Below are 15508 nucleotides of genomic sequence, written 5' to 3'. Positions count from 1 at the left end.
GATCAGATGAAGATTTGTAGCGTAATTGCAGAGTTTGATCCGTTTCACAATGGGCATCAATATCTTTTAGATCAAGCTAAAAAACTGACACATGCAGACGTTTTAGTGGTTTTTATGAGCGGAAATTTTTTACAGCGTGGCGAACCAGCAATTGTCGATAAGTGGAAAAGAACCCGAGAGGCCCTTTCAGGAAGAGCTGATTTGGTGATTGAATTGCCAATTAATGTTTCGATGCAGGCCGCGCATCTTTTTGCATTTGGAGCCGTTCAAATGGCAACGCTCATTGAGAGTGATTATTTGGTATTTGGTAGTGAGCATCCTCAAGTGGATTATCAAATGTTGGCAAAAGAGGCTCAACAACTAAAACTGACGACTAAATCTTTTACGCAAAATTTTGCCAGTCAGTTATTTACGGCATTACGTGAAAAGACTGGTGTGGATTTAAAAAGTGCCAACGACATTTTAGCCTTTAACTATTTTCGTGCTGCTCAACAGATTGGAACCACAATGCAGTTATTACCGGTTATGCGAAAAGAGGCTGGGCATGATGAACTTTCTTTAGATTTTGAACATATTACTAGTGCCTCCGCTATTCGGCGCGCCCGTTTAGAAGATTTATCTAATTATCAAAAGTTTATTCCAGACCAAACTAAAACAGATTTATCAGGGACTGTGATAGATTGGTCAAAACTATGGCCGTTCTTAAAATATCGTATTCTTACTGAATCTGAAATGACATTGAAAAATATTTATGGAATGTCAGAAGGACTTGAATTTCGTTTTAAGAAAGTGATTCATAATAGTTCTGACATGGCATCATTTTTGTCACAAATGAAGTCCAAACGCTATACTTATACACATTTACAAAGACTTTGTTTGGCGATTGTGTTAAATTTAAAGGATTCGCAAATGCTGAACCAGCCGGCCGTTTTAAGGGTGTTGGGTTTTAATGAAAATGGGCAACAACTGCTGCATCGACTGGCTAAATTAGAGTTGCCGTTACTAAGCAAGATTGGTCAAAATCAAATGACTATCAACTATCAAACAACTCTGCGAGCAGACAATATTTATGGTCTAATTAGTCATACAGAGCAAAATATTGGCCGGAAACCAATTATTTTTCCCTGACTGTCAAGGAATTTCCATTGACAAAGATTTTTTGCACAGGTATAATTACATTCGTTGCATTAGGAGGTTTTTAGATGAATTGGTCACTTTCTGATCTTATGAAACACAGAGAACCCCTCCATTTTAATGAGAATCTTGACTTAAAAGAAGATTTGATTAATCGATCATTTGGTATTTCAGATGCGTCGTTAATCAAAGTTGATGGGTATGCAATTAAAGATCGGGATGCAGTATTAGTTTCAGCTAAAGTTACTGGGAAAATTGTGATACCATCTTCGCGTTCGTTAAAACTGGTTGATTTGAATTTGGATTTTTCAATCAGTGAGTACTATGCGGTTGAGGGAACAAACTTGGATCGTTTTGGTCCAGAAGAAACGGTTTTGCCTATTGAAGATGATCAGATTGACTTTTCTAGAGCAGTAGCTGATAATATTATCTTGCAGATTCCGATGCAAGTTTTCGCACCTGAGGAAGAAACAGGCGACGAACCAATGCCAAGTGGCAATGATTGGGAAGTTGTTTCCGAACAGGATGCTGAAAAGGCGCAAACTAATCATGTTGATCCACGTCTTGCTAAACTAAAAGACTTATTTAACTCAGAGAGTTCTGAATCTAAGTAGTTTTAACGTAAGACATAAAAAATAACGGGAAACCGTAATTCTCTTAAAGGAGGTGCTATTGATGGCCGTACCAAAAAGAAAAACATCAAAATCACGCAAACGTAATCGTCGTGGACATATCAAATTACAACTTCCAGGTTTGGCACCATGTCCAAATTGTGGTGAATTACGAGTTTCACATCGTGTTTGCCCAAGCTGTGGATTTTATGATGGCAAGCAAGTTATGGATGTTAAAAGTAAATAATTAGATTATTTATCAAAAGGTAGGAAAAAGCCATGGTTTTTCCTGCTTTTTATTTTGTCAAAAAATTAATTTTGAATTGAATGGCTTTAACTTTGTTAGCGTTTTTGTTACGATTAGTACGAACTAAATATTAGGAGGCAGCAACATGGATAAACCACAAATTGGGGTAGTCGGCATGGCAGTTATGGGTAAGAATTTAGCCCTTAACATTGAAAGCCGCGGCTACACGGTTGCAATATATAATCGAACAGGTTCTAAGACAGAAAAAGTTGTTTCTGATCATCCAGAAAAACATTTGGTTCCAAGCTATACAATTGAAGATTTTGTAAATTCACTTGAAAAACCTCGTCGGATTATGATGATGGTGAAGGCTGGCAAACCAACGGATGCAGTGATTGCAGAATTATTACCACATTTGGACAAGGGTGATGTTTTAATTGATGGTGGAAATACCTTCTTTGAAGACACAATGCGTCGAAATGCTGAATTAGATAATTCTGGGATTAACTTTATCGGTACAGGTGTTTCTGGTGGTGAGTTAGGTGCTTTAGAGGGTCCTTCAATGATGCCTGGTGGTCAAAAAGAGGCTTATGACTTAGTTGCCCCTATCTTTGAAAAGATGGCTGCTAAGGCTGAGGATGGCGCTCCTTGTGTCACATACATCGGACCAAACGGTGCTGGCCATTATGTTAAGATGATTCATAACGGTATTGAATACGGTGATGAAGAGTTAATTGACGAAAGCTACAACTTGTTAAGAAATATGGTTGGGCTATCGGTTGATGAGATTGCTGACATTTTCTCCGAATGGAACAAGGGTGAATTAGACAGTTATCTAATTGATATTACAGCTGATATTTTAACTCGTAAAGATGATTTAGGTTCTGACAAACCAATCGTTGATTTAATTATGGATAAGGGTGGCAATAAGGGAACTGGTAAGTGGAGTTCTCAAAATGCACTTGAACTTGGTGTGCCACAATCACTTATAACTGAGTCGGTTTATGCACGTTATATTTCAGTTTTGAAGGACGAACGGGTAGCAGCTAGCAAAGTGCTTCCTAAGCCTGAAGGTAAAGTTAGCTTTGACAAAGACGAAGTAATTGAGAAAATTCGTCAGGCACTATACTTTAGTAAGATCATGAGTTATGCGCAAGGCTTTGAACAAATGAAAGTTGCTGCTAAACATTATGATTGGGACTTACAATTTGGTGAAATTGCTAAGATTTGGCGTGCTGGTTGTATCATTCGTGCACGTTTCCTACAAAATATTACAGATGCTTTCGATAAGGATCCTGAATTGGATAACTTGCTGTTAGATGATTACTTTAAAGATATTGCTAAGAAGTATCAAGAATCAGTTCGAGACATTGTTGGGCTAGCAGTTAAGGCTGGTGTGCCAATCCCTGGATTTGCTTCTGCAATTTCTTATTATGATTCTTATCGTTCAGCAGTCTTACCTGCAAACTTATTACAAGCACAAAGAGATTACTTTGGTGCTCATACGTATGAACGAGTTGACCGTGAGGGAACTTATCATTTCCCATGGTATGAAGAACAATAAAGTTAATTAGATTATTAAACCTAAATTTGTTTTGAAAGATTGCAAACATCTTTTTTAGCAAGTTTAGGTTTTTTGTTTTCCTGAATTTCTTATAGGAAAGTGAGTAAATTCTAGGCAAAATCTCATTTTAATGGTAAACTTTGAGTTGTATGTATTAAGCTCGATTAAAATAACTTAAGTATGATCAATTAGGAGTGGGAAAATGAGTCGGATATTAATTATTGAAGATGAGAAAAGTTTATCACGGTTTGTTGAATTGGAACTTCAGCATGAAGGCTATGAAACAGAAGTTCAATTTAACGGCCGTTCAGGTTTAGATGCTGCATTAAATAAAAATTTTGATGCCATTCTGTTAGATTTAATGTTACCAGAATTGAACGGAATTGAAGTTTGTCGCCGAGTAAGAGAAGCAAAGACGACCCCAATTATTATGATGACAGCCAGAGATTCAGTAATGGATCGGGTTTCTGGCTTGGATCATGGGGCAGATGACTACATTGTTAAACCATTTGCCATTGAAGAATTATTGGCGCGCTTACGTGCTTTGTTGCGTCGGATCGACATTGAAAGCGAACAAAAGGCCTTTCAACAAACAACGGTAACTTACCGAGACATTACAATCGAAAAAGAAAATCAAGTTGCTCGGCGTGATGGCAAGATTATTAATTTAACTAAACGTGAGTATCAACTTTTATTGTTATTGATGGAAAATATCAATGTTGTGCAATCTCGAGATGCTCTTTTAGATGAAGTTTGGGGCATTGATAATGAAGTTGAGACAAACGTAGTTGATGTTTATGTGCGTTATTTACGGAATAAGATTGATCGTCCTGGTGAACAATCTTATATTCAAACAGTCAGAGGAACAGGGTACGTGATGCGATCGTGAGTGAGAAACAAACTGATTTCCAATCAACTCAAACAGGAATAACTAAAAGGCGAATATCGTTAAAATGGAAATGGGCAATCGGAACGGGTGTCGGTGTTCTGTTGATATTTACCTTTTTTTCATTTTTTGTATTTAATAGCATTTCGCAGGTTATGATTAGTCAGGAACGCACGCAAGTGAACACGACGATTGATTCGGTTGATTCCCGTTTGCAGAGGGTTTCTGAAATTGATGGGATTACGGTTGGTAAATACTTACGCCCAGATAGTTCAATTGGCAACACAGATCAGAATGAACGGCCATACAATAATACTTTGTTGACTAATTTGGCGCGTCGAGATGTTGTGGTTTCAGTTTATAATCTTAAGGGCGAGCAAGTATTTGCGACCAGACGGGATTCTAAAAAGTTTCAGTTTCCTGAGAAACGAAATATCGCGCATGAAAAATCTAGGCAATTTAATGGTTTAGTTGGGCGATCGCCGATTAGAAATAATAAAAACGAGTTAATTGGATATATCCAAGTGGTAGATACCTTAACAAGTGTTAAACGGACCCAACAAAAGATTATTTGGATTGTGATTCTTTTGACCATTGTGGCATTTGCATTAATTTCAATTTTTGGTTATTTACTTGCCACGTATTTATTGCGACCCATTAATGTGATGAATAACACAATGAAACAGGTGACGGACGATCCCCAAACGGAACTTAGAATTCCTGATTTAGAAAGAAATGACGAGTTATCGGATTTGGCGATTGTTTTTAACGACATGCTGGATCGAATGCAACGCTATATTGACCAGCAACATCAATTCGTTGAAGACGTTTCTCATGAGTTACGGACACCTGTAGCAGTGATTCAAGGACATATGGAAATGCTGAATCGTTGGGGTAAAGATGATCCAAAGATTTTGGATGAATCGTTGCAGGCATCCCTTGACGAAACGAAACGTATGAAGAGTTTGGTGCAAGAAATGCTTGATTTAACTCGAGCAGATCAGTTAGAAATTCATTTTTCAAAAGAAGAGACACCGGTTATGCGGGTTGTTAACCAAGTTTTTAATGATTTTAAGATGATTCATCCTGAATTTACTTTTACTTTGGATAGTGATGTTCATTCAAACCCAATTGTGCAAATTTATCGTAATCATCTTGAACAGGTGCTCATTATCTTGCTTGATAACGCTGTGAAGTATTCAACTAAACGGAAAGAAATTCATATTTCGGCAGCAGAGGACATGCACAACGTTCAGATTGCCATTCAAGACTTCGGTGAGGGTATTTCAGAAGAAGACGTTAAGAAGGTCTTTAATCGCTTCTATCGGGTGGACAAGGCACGTAGTCGAGACAAAGGTGGAAATGGATTAGGTTTGTCAATTGCGCAACGCTTAGTTGAAGGATATCATGGACAGATTTCGCTTGAAAGTTCTGTGGGATATGGTTCAATTTTTAGAATTACGTTACCGATTGATCAACATGAAACAGATAAACATTCCGAAGATGAAGAAACAAATGTAATTGAATAGAGAAAAAAGGAACTGCAAATTTTTTGCAGTTCCTTTTTTTATGTTTACAAAATTAATCTGAATGATGATGTTGCTGTTTGCCAGCATTTCTTTGGCGATTATTGTGGTGAGTTTGAGTTGGAGTAACTGTCGTTTTCGGTGCAACAGGTACTACAGGTTCAATCACAACCTTTGGTGGATTTTTTTTCATTTCTTCCGCTACTGATGCGCGAATTTTTGGTCGATAGAAATAGATAATTAGTGTTTGGACACAAGCAAAAATTCCACCAACGAAGAAATACAGACCCAAACCAGCAGGGGCTTTAAATGAAACAAAGAAGATCATCAAAGGACTCACAATCATCATGGACATCATAGATTTCTTCTGCTCGGCAGGAATTCCTAAGGTTCCAAGCCAGCCTTGCAACAAGTAAATAATGAACGAGAACGCTGCAAGAACTAGATTTGGTTTGCCAAGACTGATTCCCATGAACATACTACCCGAAGCGCCACTTGCCAATGCTGGAGAATATTGAATTGCCGCATAAAGAGCGGCAAAGATTGGAAACTGGATTAGGATTGGTAAACATCCCATACCGCCAGTCATGCTAATACCGTTATCCTTGTATAAACTCATCATTTGTTGACTTGCAGCGGCTTTTTCGTCATTCGTGGTTGCATTTTTTTGACGTTCTTGAATTGCTGCCATCTGAGGTTTAACAAAAGACATCTTTTCTTGTTGAACTGTTGCTTTACGTGATTGGTTAATCATCATAGGCAAAAGTACCATTCGAACGATAAAGGTTACGGCAATGATTGCCCAACCGTAACTACCACCAAGCATTTCCGCTAGCCAACTCATGACGTGTTGAGTAGGAACAGCAAGGTAATCATAAATAGCGCCATATGGCTTACCAGACTTAGTTCGTTGTACGCATCCGGTTAAAAGCAGCGCCAATCCAGCAATAGCTGTTAACGTGCTCAGGTGTTTCATTTTTTTCATTAAAGACATTCCCTTTCAAATTAAACTAACAACGGCTACTATACGTGATTGACGCCGCTTTTTCAATGGTTGATTAGTTTGTAACACGAAAATCAGTAAAGTTTTGCAGGGCCACGTCGTTAATTACTGTTTTTTCAACATGGCCACTTGGCGAAGGAGATAGTTTAACGGCGTTAATAAATTCGTTTAAATTATCTTCTGAACCTTCTGCTTCAACATAGACTGAGCCATCGTTTAAATTTGCAACGGTGCCTTTAATGTTAAGTTTGTCAGCAACCATTTTTGTTAAGTAACGGAAACCAACTCCTTGAACACGGCCGAAAACTTGAATTGTAACTGACTTCATATAAATCTCTTCCTTTCAAATGTCATAATATTATTTTATCATTTCTAAGGGAAAAGAAATAATTTGATCGCTTTTTTAGGGTAATTTTAAAGATGGAAACATTGATATTTAGTAATTTGTATGGTTTGATTAAGTTATCGACCTACTAACATTAAATAAGGGGATAACTATGGAAACAATTTTATCAACGCAAAATAATCGTGTTAAAGAATGGGAAAAACTAAAGACTAAAAAAGGGCGTAAAAAGACTGGCATGTACTTAATTGAGGGACGTCATTTAGTGAGTGAAGTTCTTCAAAATGATGCCGATGTAGTTTATGTGGTTGCTACACAGGATGAATTAGATGAAATAAAGTTTGAGGTGCCAAATGATTTACTCGTAGTGGTTTCAGATAAAATTGCTGATCATTTGAGTGATACAGTGACTACTCAAGGTATTTTTGCAATTGTACGGATTCCAAATAAAGAACGGCAAATTCAAGAACCTGCCTCATATATAGAAGGTGCGTGGTTATTGCTGGATAATATTCAGGATCCTGGTAATATTGGAACAATGGTTCGAACAGCTGATGCAGCAGGATTTGAGGGCGTTGTTTTTGGAAAAGGAACGGCAGATATTTTCAATCCGAAAATTCAACGTGCGATGCAAGGAAGTCAATTTCATATTCGCCTTGTCTTGGGCGATCTAAATGAGTGGGTTAAGAGCTTTAGAAAGGCTAATCTTCCTGTTTTTGGAACTGAACTTAATCCTCAGGCAAAAAGCTATCAAGAAATTGAAGCAACTAATGATTTTGCCTTGATTATGGGGAACGAAGGAAATGGCATGTCCAAAGAGTTGCTTTCTCAGACAACGGCCAACTTATACATTCCAATTAAAGGTCAAGCAGAGTCATTAAACGTTGCGGTAGCGGCCGGAATTTTGATGTTTTCTTTAAAAGATATTTAGATTTGATTACATTTCAAATTAGGGTAGTGTTTTCTTTGCTTTTTAGTCCATTAATGAGTATTATGTTGTTAACTAAATGTAAGTTAATAGCTAGATTTATTAATAATGAAAAGGAAGTATTTAATGAAAACAAATGCATGGAAACAAGATCAAGAGTACTTAAACTTGGTTTCGGATTTATTGAATACAAAAGAAGTTCAAAAATTAGACGAATATACGCAGCATCATAATTACACCCGTTTACAACACTCAATTTCAGTATCGTATCAAAGTTATTTGATTGCCAAAAAAAGACACCTTAACTTTCGTGCGGTTGCCAGAGCAGGTTTGTTACATGACTTGTTTTATTATGATTGGCGCACAACCAAGTTTGATCTAGGTACCCATGCATATATTCATCCGCGAATCGCTTTGCGAAATGCAGAGAAGTTGACACCTTTGTCACCGATGGAAAAGGATATTATTTTAAAGCATATGTGGGGCGCTACAATCGCGTTTCCGAAGTATAAAGAAAGCATGATTGTCTCAGTTGTTGATGATTACGCAGCAACCCAGGAATATTTAGGTCATGTCCAAAAGAAATTACATTTATTTTTAAACAAAATGCAACGTCGCGCTCTATAGGCGGAGTTGGATTTGAATGGAGGAAGAGCAATGTCAGAAGCATTAGAAACTACAAGTACCGCTGATCATTTTTCACTTTGTCCCAAGTTTAGTCGGACATTCTCTGTCTTGGGTCAAAAATGGAACGGTTTAATTATTGAAGTTTTGTTAAACGAAGATTCACTACGTTTCAAAGACCTTGCTCGTAGCGTGCCAAAGTGCAGTGATCGTGTATTGGTTGAACGTTTAAAGAGTTTGGAAGCTGAGGGAATCGTTGATCGAGTTACCTATAAAGACTCTTCTTTAATTGAATATCAACTTACCGAAAAAGGTGAGGCTTTACGCCCAGTTATGAGCGCAGTTCACCAATTTGCTGATTGTTGGTACGATAGCGAAAATTAAAAAGAAGTGTTGACTATTGGCTGTTTTTAATCTAATATTTAAGTCGGAAAAGCAATGATGAAGAGCAGTAACTAGTGGTTTTTTAAAGGGAGTATCTGGCTTTGACTGAAATCAGATATAAAAAGCAACATTAGTGAATTCACTTCTGAGTTATTTATTGAAAAAATAAGTCGGTAAATCGCCGTTATTGATGCCAAGTGTGTGAACAATTTTTGTTTACAAACCAGGGTGGTAACGCGATAACTCGTCCCTTTTTTGAGGGGCGAGTTTTTTTGTGTCGTTTTTTAAATTTTAGGAGGTTTGATGATGGGATTACATGAACAGTTAGAAGAATTAAAAGCCAAATCTTTAAAAGAAATTTCACGAACGGATGGATTGAAAGGACTAGAAGATATTCGTGTGAATATCTTGGGTAAAAAAGGACCTTTAACGGGAATATTACGAGGAATGCGTGATATTCCAAAGGAAGAACGTCCGAAAGTTGGGGAACTTTCTAATCATGTGCGCGACAACATTGTGGCAGCACTTGAAGAAAAAAAGGCTGAATTAGAAGCAGCTCAGACTGCCAAAAAATTAGAGAGCGAGACAATTGACGTAACTTTACCTGGAAAACCAGTTACTCAAGGTCAGCCGCATGTGATTCAACAAATTATTGATAATATTGAGGATCTTTTTTTAGGGATGGGATATCAAGTTATTCAAGGCCCCGAAGTTGAAACTGACAAATATAACTTTGAAATGTTGAACCTACCTAAAGACCATCCGGCACGTGATATGCAAGATACATTTTATATTACTGATGAAATTTTGATGCGTAGTCAGACCTCTCCAGTTCAAGCAAGAACAATGGAGAAACATGATTTCAGTAAAGGACCCTTAAAAATGATTTCACCAGGTGTTGTTTATCGTCGTGATACTGATGATGCAACCCATTCACATCAGTTTCATCAAGTTGAAGGTTTGGTCATTGATAAAAATATTACAATGGCTGATTTAAAAGGGACTTTAGAGACACTTGCCAAAGAGCTCTTTGGCGATCGTTTTGAAGTGCGGCTTCGTCCGAGCTATTTCCCATTTACTGAGCCTTCAGTCGAGGCAGATGTTACGTGCTTTAATTGTATGGGAAAAGGTTGTTCAGTATGTAAACACACTGGCTGGATCGAAGTTTTAGGAGCCGGAATGGTACATCCAAACGTGCTAAGAATGGCTGGTGTAGATACAGAAGTTTATGGTGGATTTGCATTTGGTCTTGGACCAGATCGTTTTGCGATGTTACGTTATGGGGTTGATGACATTCGTAACTTCTATCAAAATGATGTCCGCTTCTTGACTCAGTTTTCAAAGAAAGGATAACAACTAACATGAAAGTTTCTTATAAATGGTTAAAAGAGTACTTTGATCTTGATGTTGAGCCCAAAGTCCTCGCTGAAAAAATTGAAAGAACTGCCGTTGAAGTCGATCAGGTTACACGAGCTGAAGATGGTCTTAAAAAAATTATTGTGGGTTACACCTTGGATGTAAAGCCTCATCCAGATTCTGATCACTTGAATATTTGCCAAGTTGATGTGGGTGAAGATGAACCGATTCAGATTGTTTGTGGTGCCCCCAATGTAGCCAAGGGACAATATGTCATTGTGGCATTACATGGTGCTCGGATTAAAGACAACGTTAAAATTAAACGTAGCAAAATGCGTGGTGAACAATCAAACGGGATGATCTGTGCTTTACAAGAAATTGGGTTTGACGAAAAAGTCGTGCCTAAGGCTTATGTTAATGGTATTTATGTATTTCCAGAAGACAGTGGGGTAAAACCTGGTGAACCAGTTTATAGTTATCTTGGTATGGATGACGATGTGATTGATACATCTGTCACCCCCAACCGTGGGGATCTGTTTAGTATGGATGGGAATGCCTATGAAATTGGTGCGATTTATAATAAAAAACTCACTTTAAATCATCGTCAGCTAGAAACTGTGGATGAAACGGATACTATTGATGATTTATTGAAAATTAAAATTGATGCACCAGATGATGTTTTAGCGTATCAAATGGGAATTGTTAAAAATATCACAATTGCACCGAGTCCGTTTTGGTTGCAGGTTCGTTTGATGACCGCTGGTGTTCGGCCAATTAACAATGTAGTTGATATTACGAATTACATTATGTTGAAATATGGGCAACCATTACACGCTTTTGACTATGATAAATTAACGACTAAAGAAATTCATGTTGGCTACTCACCAGACCAAACCAAATTTGTCACCCTTGATGGCGAAGAAAGAAAGCTCAGAGCGGCCGATCTCATGATTAAAGATGGCGAAAAAAATATTGCCATGGCTGGAGTGATGGGTGGTTTAGATACTGAAATTGATGATAATACTAAAACTGTAGTGATCGAATCAGCAATTTTTGATTCGATTAAAGTTAGAAAAACGGCGCGTTATCATGTGTTACATAGTGAAGCTTCCATGCGCTTTGAACGGGGAATTAATCCTGCTACTGTGACGGATGCTCTTCATGAGGCGCTAGAATTAAGCGCTGAATTTGGAAACGGTAAAGCTGTTAAACAACAAATATCAGCTGTTGATCCTAAGCCACAAGATGTTGAAGTAACCCTTGATTTAACAAGAGTTAATCATGTTTTGGGCACGCAATTATCCGTGGACGACGTTACTGAAATATTGAAGCGTCTTCAATTTACCGTCCAAGTTACAGATGAAACCTTTGTGGTTACGGTTCCTGCCAGACGCTGGGATATTCATATTCCTGCTGATATTCTTGAAGAAATTGCGAGAATTTACGGTTACGATAATCTACCATCAACGTTGCCAACTGGTTCAACTACAATTGGGCGCTTGACAACAAGTCAACAGGTTATTCGTGGTGTGCGGTCTGTTTTACAAGGCAGTGGTCTTAACCAGGCCATGAGTTATGGATTAACTACTGCTGAAAAAGCAAAACAGTTTATGATGCAAGAAAGCGAAGAAACAAAACTTGATTTTCCAATGAGTCTCGATCATGCCGTTTTGCGGATGAACTTAATCAGTGGTTTATTAGATGATGTGGCTTACAATGTGGCCCGTAAAGAGGCCAATGTCGCTTTATACGAACAAGGCCGAGTATTTTATCGAACGGCTGATGTTGATCGACCAACTGAGGTTGAACATTTGGCAGGGGCCATTACGGGCTCGCTTGAGACTAAAAACTGGTATGGCAAAGAAGCTCCGGTTGATTTCTATCAGTTAAAAGGGATTGTGACCTTACTTTTGCATGACTTGAATTTCGAGGAATCTGTAAGTTATGTGGCAAGTAAAGAGCATCCAGAAATGCATCCAGGTCGGACCGCAGATATTTATTTAGGCGATCAAGTGATTGGGTTTATTGGTCAAGTTCATCCCCAAATTGCTAAACAATTTAAGATTCCTGAAACTTATGTTTTTGAATTGAATTTACAAATGTTATTGGATGCACCAAAGAAAATTCAACATTATGACCCGATTTCTAAATATCCGGCCATTACCCGTGATGTTGCTCTTTTGATTGACCAAAAGATTTCCAATACTGAAATTGTTGCGGCTTTACAATCGGCTTCAAATCGTCATTTAGAAAAGATTCAACTATTTGATGTGTATGCTGGAAAACACATTCCTTTGGGTAAGAAATCTGTTGCTTATACGCTAACGTATCGTGATAAACATAATACGCTAACTGAAGATGAAGTGAATAAAGAATTTGAACAAGCAATTGAAGCTCTAAAAACAAGCTTTGAAGTTGAAATTCGCTAGAAATTTGTAAGAACTTTTAAATCATGTGAGCCCAACGATGCATGATGAGCGAGTTTTTAGTATAATAACAGATAATGATTTTAGAACGGAGGAATGAATCTTGAATAATCAAGACGGGAATGCTGAAAAACGTACACAAGCGCAAGGGCATTCCATCATCAGGTGGGTCGTAACGGTTTTGGCAGTGGTAATTGTGGCAACTGGTTTTGTTGTTTTTCATTATTTTTCAGATGCTTTAGAACCTTTGAATCCAGATAGTAAGCAACAAATTCAAATCAATGTACCAGAAGGTTCTTCAACACGTCAAATTGGCTCTATTTTACAGGAGAAGAAAGTTGTTAAAAGCGGTGCGGTGTTTAATTATTACGTAAAATCGCATAACTTAACAAACTTCAAAGCCGGCTATTATGTTATGAAGCCTTCAATGAGTCTTCACAAAATCGCTACAAAGCTTCAAAAAGGTGGGAGCGCCACACCTGTTCTTTTAGGCAAATATGTGCTGATTAAAGAAGGTGAGACAATTGATGAAGTTGGGCAATCAATAAGTAAATCGTCTGACTTTACCCAGGCTCAATTTATTGCGTTGATGAAGGACAAGGCGTTTATAAATACCCTCTATAAAAAATATCCAGAGCTGTTAGGTTCTGCCATGAAGGCCTCCGATGTGCGTTATCGCCTTGAAGGGTATCTTTATCCAGCAACTTATTCACTCGGGAAAAAGACAAGCTTAAAAACAGTTGTTGAACAGATGGTTGCCAAAGAAAATACGATATTAAAACCTTATTATTCTAAGATTAAAGAAGAAAAAATGACCGTACAAGAAATTCTTTCTTTAGCTGCTTTAGTTGAACGGGAAGGAAACACAACAAGTGATCGGGAAAAAATTGCTGGTGTTTTCCTGAACCGAATTGATGTCAAAATGCCATTGCAGTCTGATGTTTCCGTTTATTATGCCGTTAACAAAGCCTTTGGATCTGATTTGACTAAAACAGATCTTAAGAGTAAATCTCCTTACAACTTGAGAATCAAAAATGGGTATGGACCAGGTCCGGTTAATAATCCAAGTGAGGACTCTGTTTTAGCGGTGTTGCATCCTAAAGCACGAAATAAAGATTATCTCTATTTTGTTGCCAATTTGAAAACAGGGAAGATTTATTTTTCAGCAACGTACGATGAACATTTGGAAAATGCGGCAAGTCAAGACCCAAGTAATAAATAATAAATGAGGTTAGTTTTATGAAAATACAGGAAAAACGTCCTATTCTAATTGGGGTGACTGGTGGTTCGGGAAGTGGCAAAACAACCGTTAGCCGTAAGATATATAACAACCTTTCAGGACATTCCATCATGACAATTCAGCAAGATTCTTATTATAAAGATCAGGCTGATATGACAATGGACGAACGAGCTGCGGTTAATTATGATCATCCGTTAGCTTTTGACACGGATTTGCTGATTGATCAGCTAAAAATGTTGTTGAATTATGAAGCTATCGAAAAACCAGTTTATGATTACACAAAACTAACTCGAAGTAATGAAACAGTTCATCAAGAACCACGAGATGTGATTATTTTAGAAGGAATTCTAATTTTAGACGATAAACGGTTGCGAGATTTAATGGATATTAAAGTCTATGTTGATACAGACGATGATATTCGCATCATTCGGCGGATTGAGCGTGACATTAATGAACGCGCACGGACACTTGACTGGGTTATTTCACAGTATTTAGCAACGGTGAAGCCTATGTTTCATCAATTTGTTGAGCCAACTAAACGTTACGCGGATATAATTGTTCCAGAAGGTGGGGCGAATACCGTGGCTATTGACTTATTAACCACGAAAATTAAGGATATTCTTTCTCAAGAAGGTCGCGATAATATTTTTCGTGAGTAATAGTATTTACAAGCGGATTACTTCATGGTACTCTTGAAATCGTTATATTTTCATCATAGATTAGAGGTGTCTATAAATTGGCAAATGAAAAAACATTCCCGATGACAGAAGCGGGTCGAAAAAAATTACAAGATGAGCTAGAAGAGCTAAAAACAAAAACACGTCCAGAAGTAATTGAACGTATCAAGATTGCAAGAAGTTTTGGTGATTTATCTGAAAATTCAGAGTATGAATCTGCTAAAAATGAGCAAAGCATGGTTGAAAGTCGAATCAGTACCGTTGAGCATATGTTGCAAAACGCTGAAATTATTGACAATAATGCTGTTGCTAATGACGTTGTTTCTCTAGGGAAGATTGTTGAGTTCAAGGAACTTCCTGATGAAGAACCTGAGTCCTACACGATTGTTGGAGCTGCTGAAGCTGACCCAATGTCAGGTAAGATCTCAAATGATTCACCGATTGCAAAAGCTTTGTTAGATCATAAAGTTGGCGATGAGGTTGTAATTTCCACTCCTGGTGGGGATATGCACGTTCAAATTTTGAAGGTTAGTGTATCAGCTTAATGATTAAAAAAATA

At 37.7% G+C, this 15508-nt stretch carries 16 protein-coding genes and 1 other annotated feature; of the genes, 14 read left to right on the top strand and 2 right to left on the bottom strand.

Annotated features, from left to right (window positions below):
- Window positions 1–6: 6 nt before the first annotated feature.
- The 6 genes from ACLHK8_RS02865 to ACLHK8_RS02840 all read left to right on the top strand — a co-directional run bounded on the left by ACLHK8_RS02865 (window position 7) and on the right by ACLHK8_RS02840 (window position 5971).
- Window positions 7–1128 (top strand): nucleotidyltransferase, encoded by a 1122-nt coding sequence (locus ACLHK8_RS02865; protein WP_320531870.1) that lies wholly within the window; start codon window positions 7–9, stop codon window positions 1126–1128.
- Between the two features lie 74 nt (window positions 1129–1202).
- Window positions 1203–1748 (top strand): YceD family protein, encoded by a 546-nt coding sequence (locus ACLHK8_RS02860; protein WP_063697192.1) that lies wholly within the window; start codon window positions 1203–1205, stop codon window positions 1746–1748.
- A gap of 61 nt (window positions 1749–1809) precedes the next feature.
- Window positions 1810–1992 (top strand): 50S ribosomal protein L32, encoded by a 183-nt coding sequence (rpmF, locus tag ACLHK8_RS02855; protein ID WP_057772501.1) that lies wholly within the window; start codon window positions 1810–1812, stop codon window positions 1990–1992.
- 145 nt (window positions 1993–2137) lie between these two features.
- The gene (gndA, locus tag ACLHK8_RS02850; RefSeq protein WP_057772502.1) at window positions 2138–3556 is read left to right on the top strand and encodes an NADP-dependent phosphogluconate dehydrogenase; all 1419 of its coding nucleotides are present in this window, start codon (window positions 2138–2140) and stop codon (window positions 3554–3556) included.
- 202 nt (window positions 3557–3758) lie between these two features.
- On the top strand, window positions 3759–4445 hold the full coding sequence (locus tag ACLHK8_RS02845) for a response regulator transcription factor (protein ID WP_046871247.1): 687 nt from the start codon (window positions 3759–3761) through the stop codon (window positions 4443–4445).
- Window positions 4442–5971 (top strand): HAMP domain-containing sensor histidine kinase, encoded by a 1530-nt coding sequence (locus ACLHK8_RS02840; protein WP_320531869.1) that lies wholly within the window; start codon window positions 4442–4444, stop codon window positions 5969–5971. Before ACLHK8_RS02845 ends, ACLHK8_RS02840 begins: the two co-directional genes overlap by 4 nt.
- A 52-nt stretch (window positions 5972–6023) precedes the next feature.
- On the opposite strand, the gene yidC is transcribed toward ACLHK8_RS02840, so the two are convergent.
- A complete protein-coding gene (gene yidC / locus ACLHK8_RS02835; protein ID WP_320531868.1) occupies window positions 6024–6953 on the bottom strand; it encodes a membrane protein insertase YidC in 930 nt (309 codons plus the stop codon).
- A 73-nt stretch (window positions 6954–7026) separates the two neighbouring features.
- On the bottom strand, window positions 7027–7299 hold the full coding sequence (locus ACLHK8_RS02830) for an acylphosphatase (RefSeq protein WP_057772506.1): 273 nt from the start codon (window positions 7297–7299) through the stop codon (window positions 7027–7029).
- A 169-nt stretch (window positions 7300–7468) separates the two neighbouring features.
- Between ACLHK8_RS02830 and ACLHK8_RS02825 the strand changes: the two genes are divergently transcribed.
- The 8 genes from ACLHK8_RS02825 to greA all read left to right on the top strand — a co-directional run bounded on the left by ACLHK8_RS02825 (window position 7469) and on the right by greA (window position 15494).
- Entirely contained in the window at window positions 7469–8245 is a 777-nt protein-coding gene (locus tag ACLHK8_RS02825; protein WP_057772507.1) for a TrmH family RNA methyltransferase, read from the top strand.
- A gap of 123 nt (window positions 8246–8368) precedes the next feature.
- Window positions 8369–8869 (top strand): hypothetical protein, encoded by a 501-nt coding sequence (locus tag ACLHK8_RS02820; protein ID WP_057772509.1) that lies wholly within the window; start codon window positions 8369–8371, stop codon window positions 8867–8869.
- A 30-nt stretch (window positions 8870–8899) separates the two neighbouring features.
- Window positions 8900–9250 (top strand): winged helix-turn-helix transcriptional regulator, encoded by a 351-nt coding sequence (locus tag ACLHK8_RS02815; protein WP_057772511.1) that lies wholly within the window; start codon window positions 8900–8902, stop codon window positions 9248–9250.
- A 45-nt stretch (window positions 9251–9295) separates the two neighbouring features.
- Window positions 9296–9505 (top strand) — a binding site (T-box leader).
- A gap of 51 nt (window positions 9506–9556) precedes the next feature.
- Window positions 9557–10603, top strand: coding sequence for a phenylalanine--tRNA ligase subunit alpha (gene pheS, locus ACLHK8_RS02810; RefSeq protein ID WP_057772513.1), 1047 nt, complete (start codon window positions 9557–9559; stop codon window positions 10601–10603).
- Between the two features lie 8 nt (window positions 10604–10611).
- Window positions 10612–13035, top strand: coding sequence for a phenylalanine--tRNA ligase subunit beta (gene pheT / locus ACLHK8_RS02805; protein WP_063697197.1), 2424 nt, complete (start codon window positions 10612–10614; stop codon window positions 13033–13035).
- Window positions 13036–13132: 97 nt separating this feature from the next.
- Window positions 13133–14254, top strand: coding sequence for an endolytic transglycosylase MltG (gene mltG / locus ACLHK8_RS02800; protein ID WP_063697199.1), 1122 nt, complete (start codon window positions 13133–13135; stop codon window positions 14252–14254).
- 17 nt (window positions 14255–14271) lie between these two features.
- Complete coding sequence (gene udk / locus ACLHK8_RS02795; RefSeq protein ID WP_063697201.1) at window positions 14272–14931, top strand: uridine kinase; 660 nt, start codon at window positions 14272–14274, stop codon at window positions 14929–14931.
- Between the two features lie 77 nt (window positions 14932–15008).
- Entirely contained in the window at window positions 15009–15494 is a 486-nt protein-coding gene (gene greA / locus ACLHK8_RS02790; RefSeq protein WP_057772521.1) for a transcription elongation factor GreA, read from the top strand.
- The last annotated feature ends 14 nt before the right edge of the window (window positions 15495–15508 follow it).

This window comes from Pediococcus sp. M21F004, from assembly GCF_051122535.1.
In the GTDB taxonomy this organism is placed as follows: Bacteria; Bacillota; Bacilli; order Lactobacillales; family Lactobacillaceae; genus Pediococcus; species Pediococcus inopinatus.
This window is presented reverse-complemented; position numbering and strand designations above follow the sequence as displayed.

Bases quoted from the DNA above. Each gene is read 5' to 3' on its own strand.
- ACLHK8_RS02865 (WP_320531870.1), top strand. From the start codon at position 7: ATGAAGATTTGTAGCGTAATTGCAGAGTTTGATCCGTTTCACAATGGG.
- ACLHK8_RS02860 (WP_063697192.1), top strand. From the start codon at position 1,203: ATGAATTGGTCACTTTCTGATCTTATGAAACACAGAGAACCCCTCCAT.
- rpmF (WP_057772501.1), top strand. From the start codon at position 1,810: ATGGCCGTACCAAAAAGAAAAACATCAAAATCACGCAAACGTAATCGT.
- gndA (WP_057772502.1), top strand. From the start codon at position 2,138: ATGGATAAACCACAAATTGGGGTAGTCGGCATGGCAGTTATGGGTAAG.
- ACLHK8_RS02845 (WP_046871247.1), top strand. From the start codon at position 3,759: ATGAGTCGGATATTAATTATTGAAGATGAGAAAAGTTTATCACGGTTT.
- yidC (WP_320531868.1), bottom strand. From the start codon at position 6,953: ATGAAAAAAATGAAACACCTGAGCACGTTAACAGCTATTGCTGGATTG.
- ACLHK8_RS02830 (WP_057772506.1), bottom strand. From the start codon at position 7,299: ATGAAGTCAGTTACAATTCAAGTTTTCGGCCGTGTTCAAGGAGTTGGT.
- ACLHK8_RS02825 (WP_057772507.1), top strand. From the start codon at position 7,469: ATGGAAACAATTTTATCAACGCAAAATAATCGTGTTAAAGAATGGGAA.
- ACLHK8_RS02820 (WP_057772509.1), top strand. From the start codon at position 8,369: ATGAAAACAAATGCATGGAAACAAGATCAAGAGTACTTAAACTTGGTT.
- ACLHK8_RS02815 (WP_057772511.1), top strand. From the start codon at position 8,900: ATGTCAGAAGCATTAGAAACTACAAGTACCGCTGATCATTTTTCACTT.
- pheS (WP_057772513.1), top strand. From the start codon at position 9,557: ATGGGATTACATGAACAGTTAGAAGAATTAAAAGCCAAATCTTTAAAA.
- pheT (WP_063697197.1), top strand. From the start codon at position 10,612: ATGAAAGTTTCTTATAAATGGTTAAAAGAGTACTTTGATCTTGATGTT.
- udk (WP_063697201.1), top strand. From the start codon at position 14,272: ATGAAAATACAGGAAAAACGTCCTATTCTAATTGGGGTGACTGGTGGT.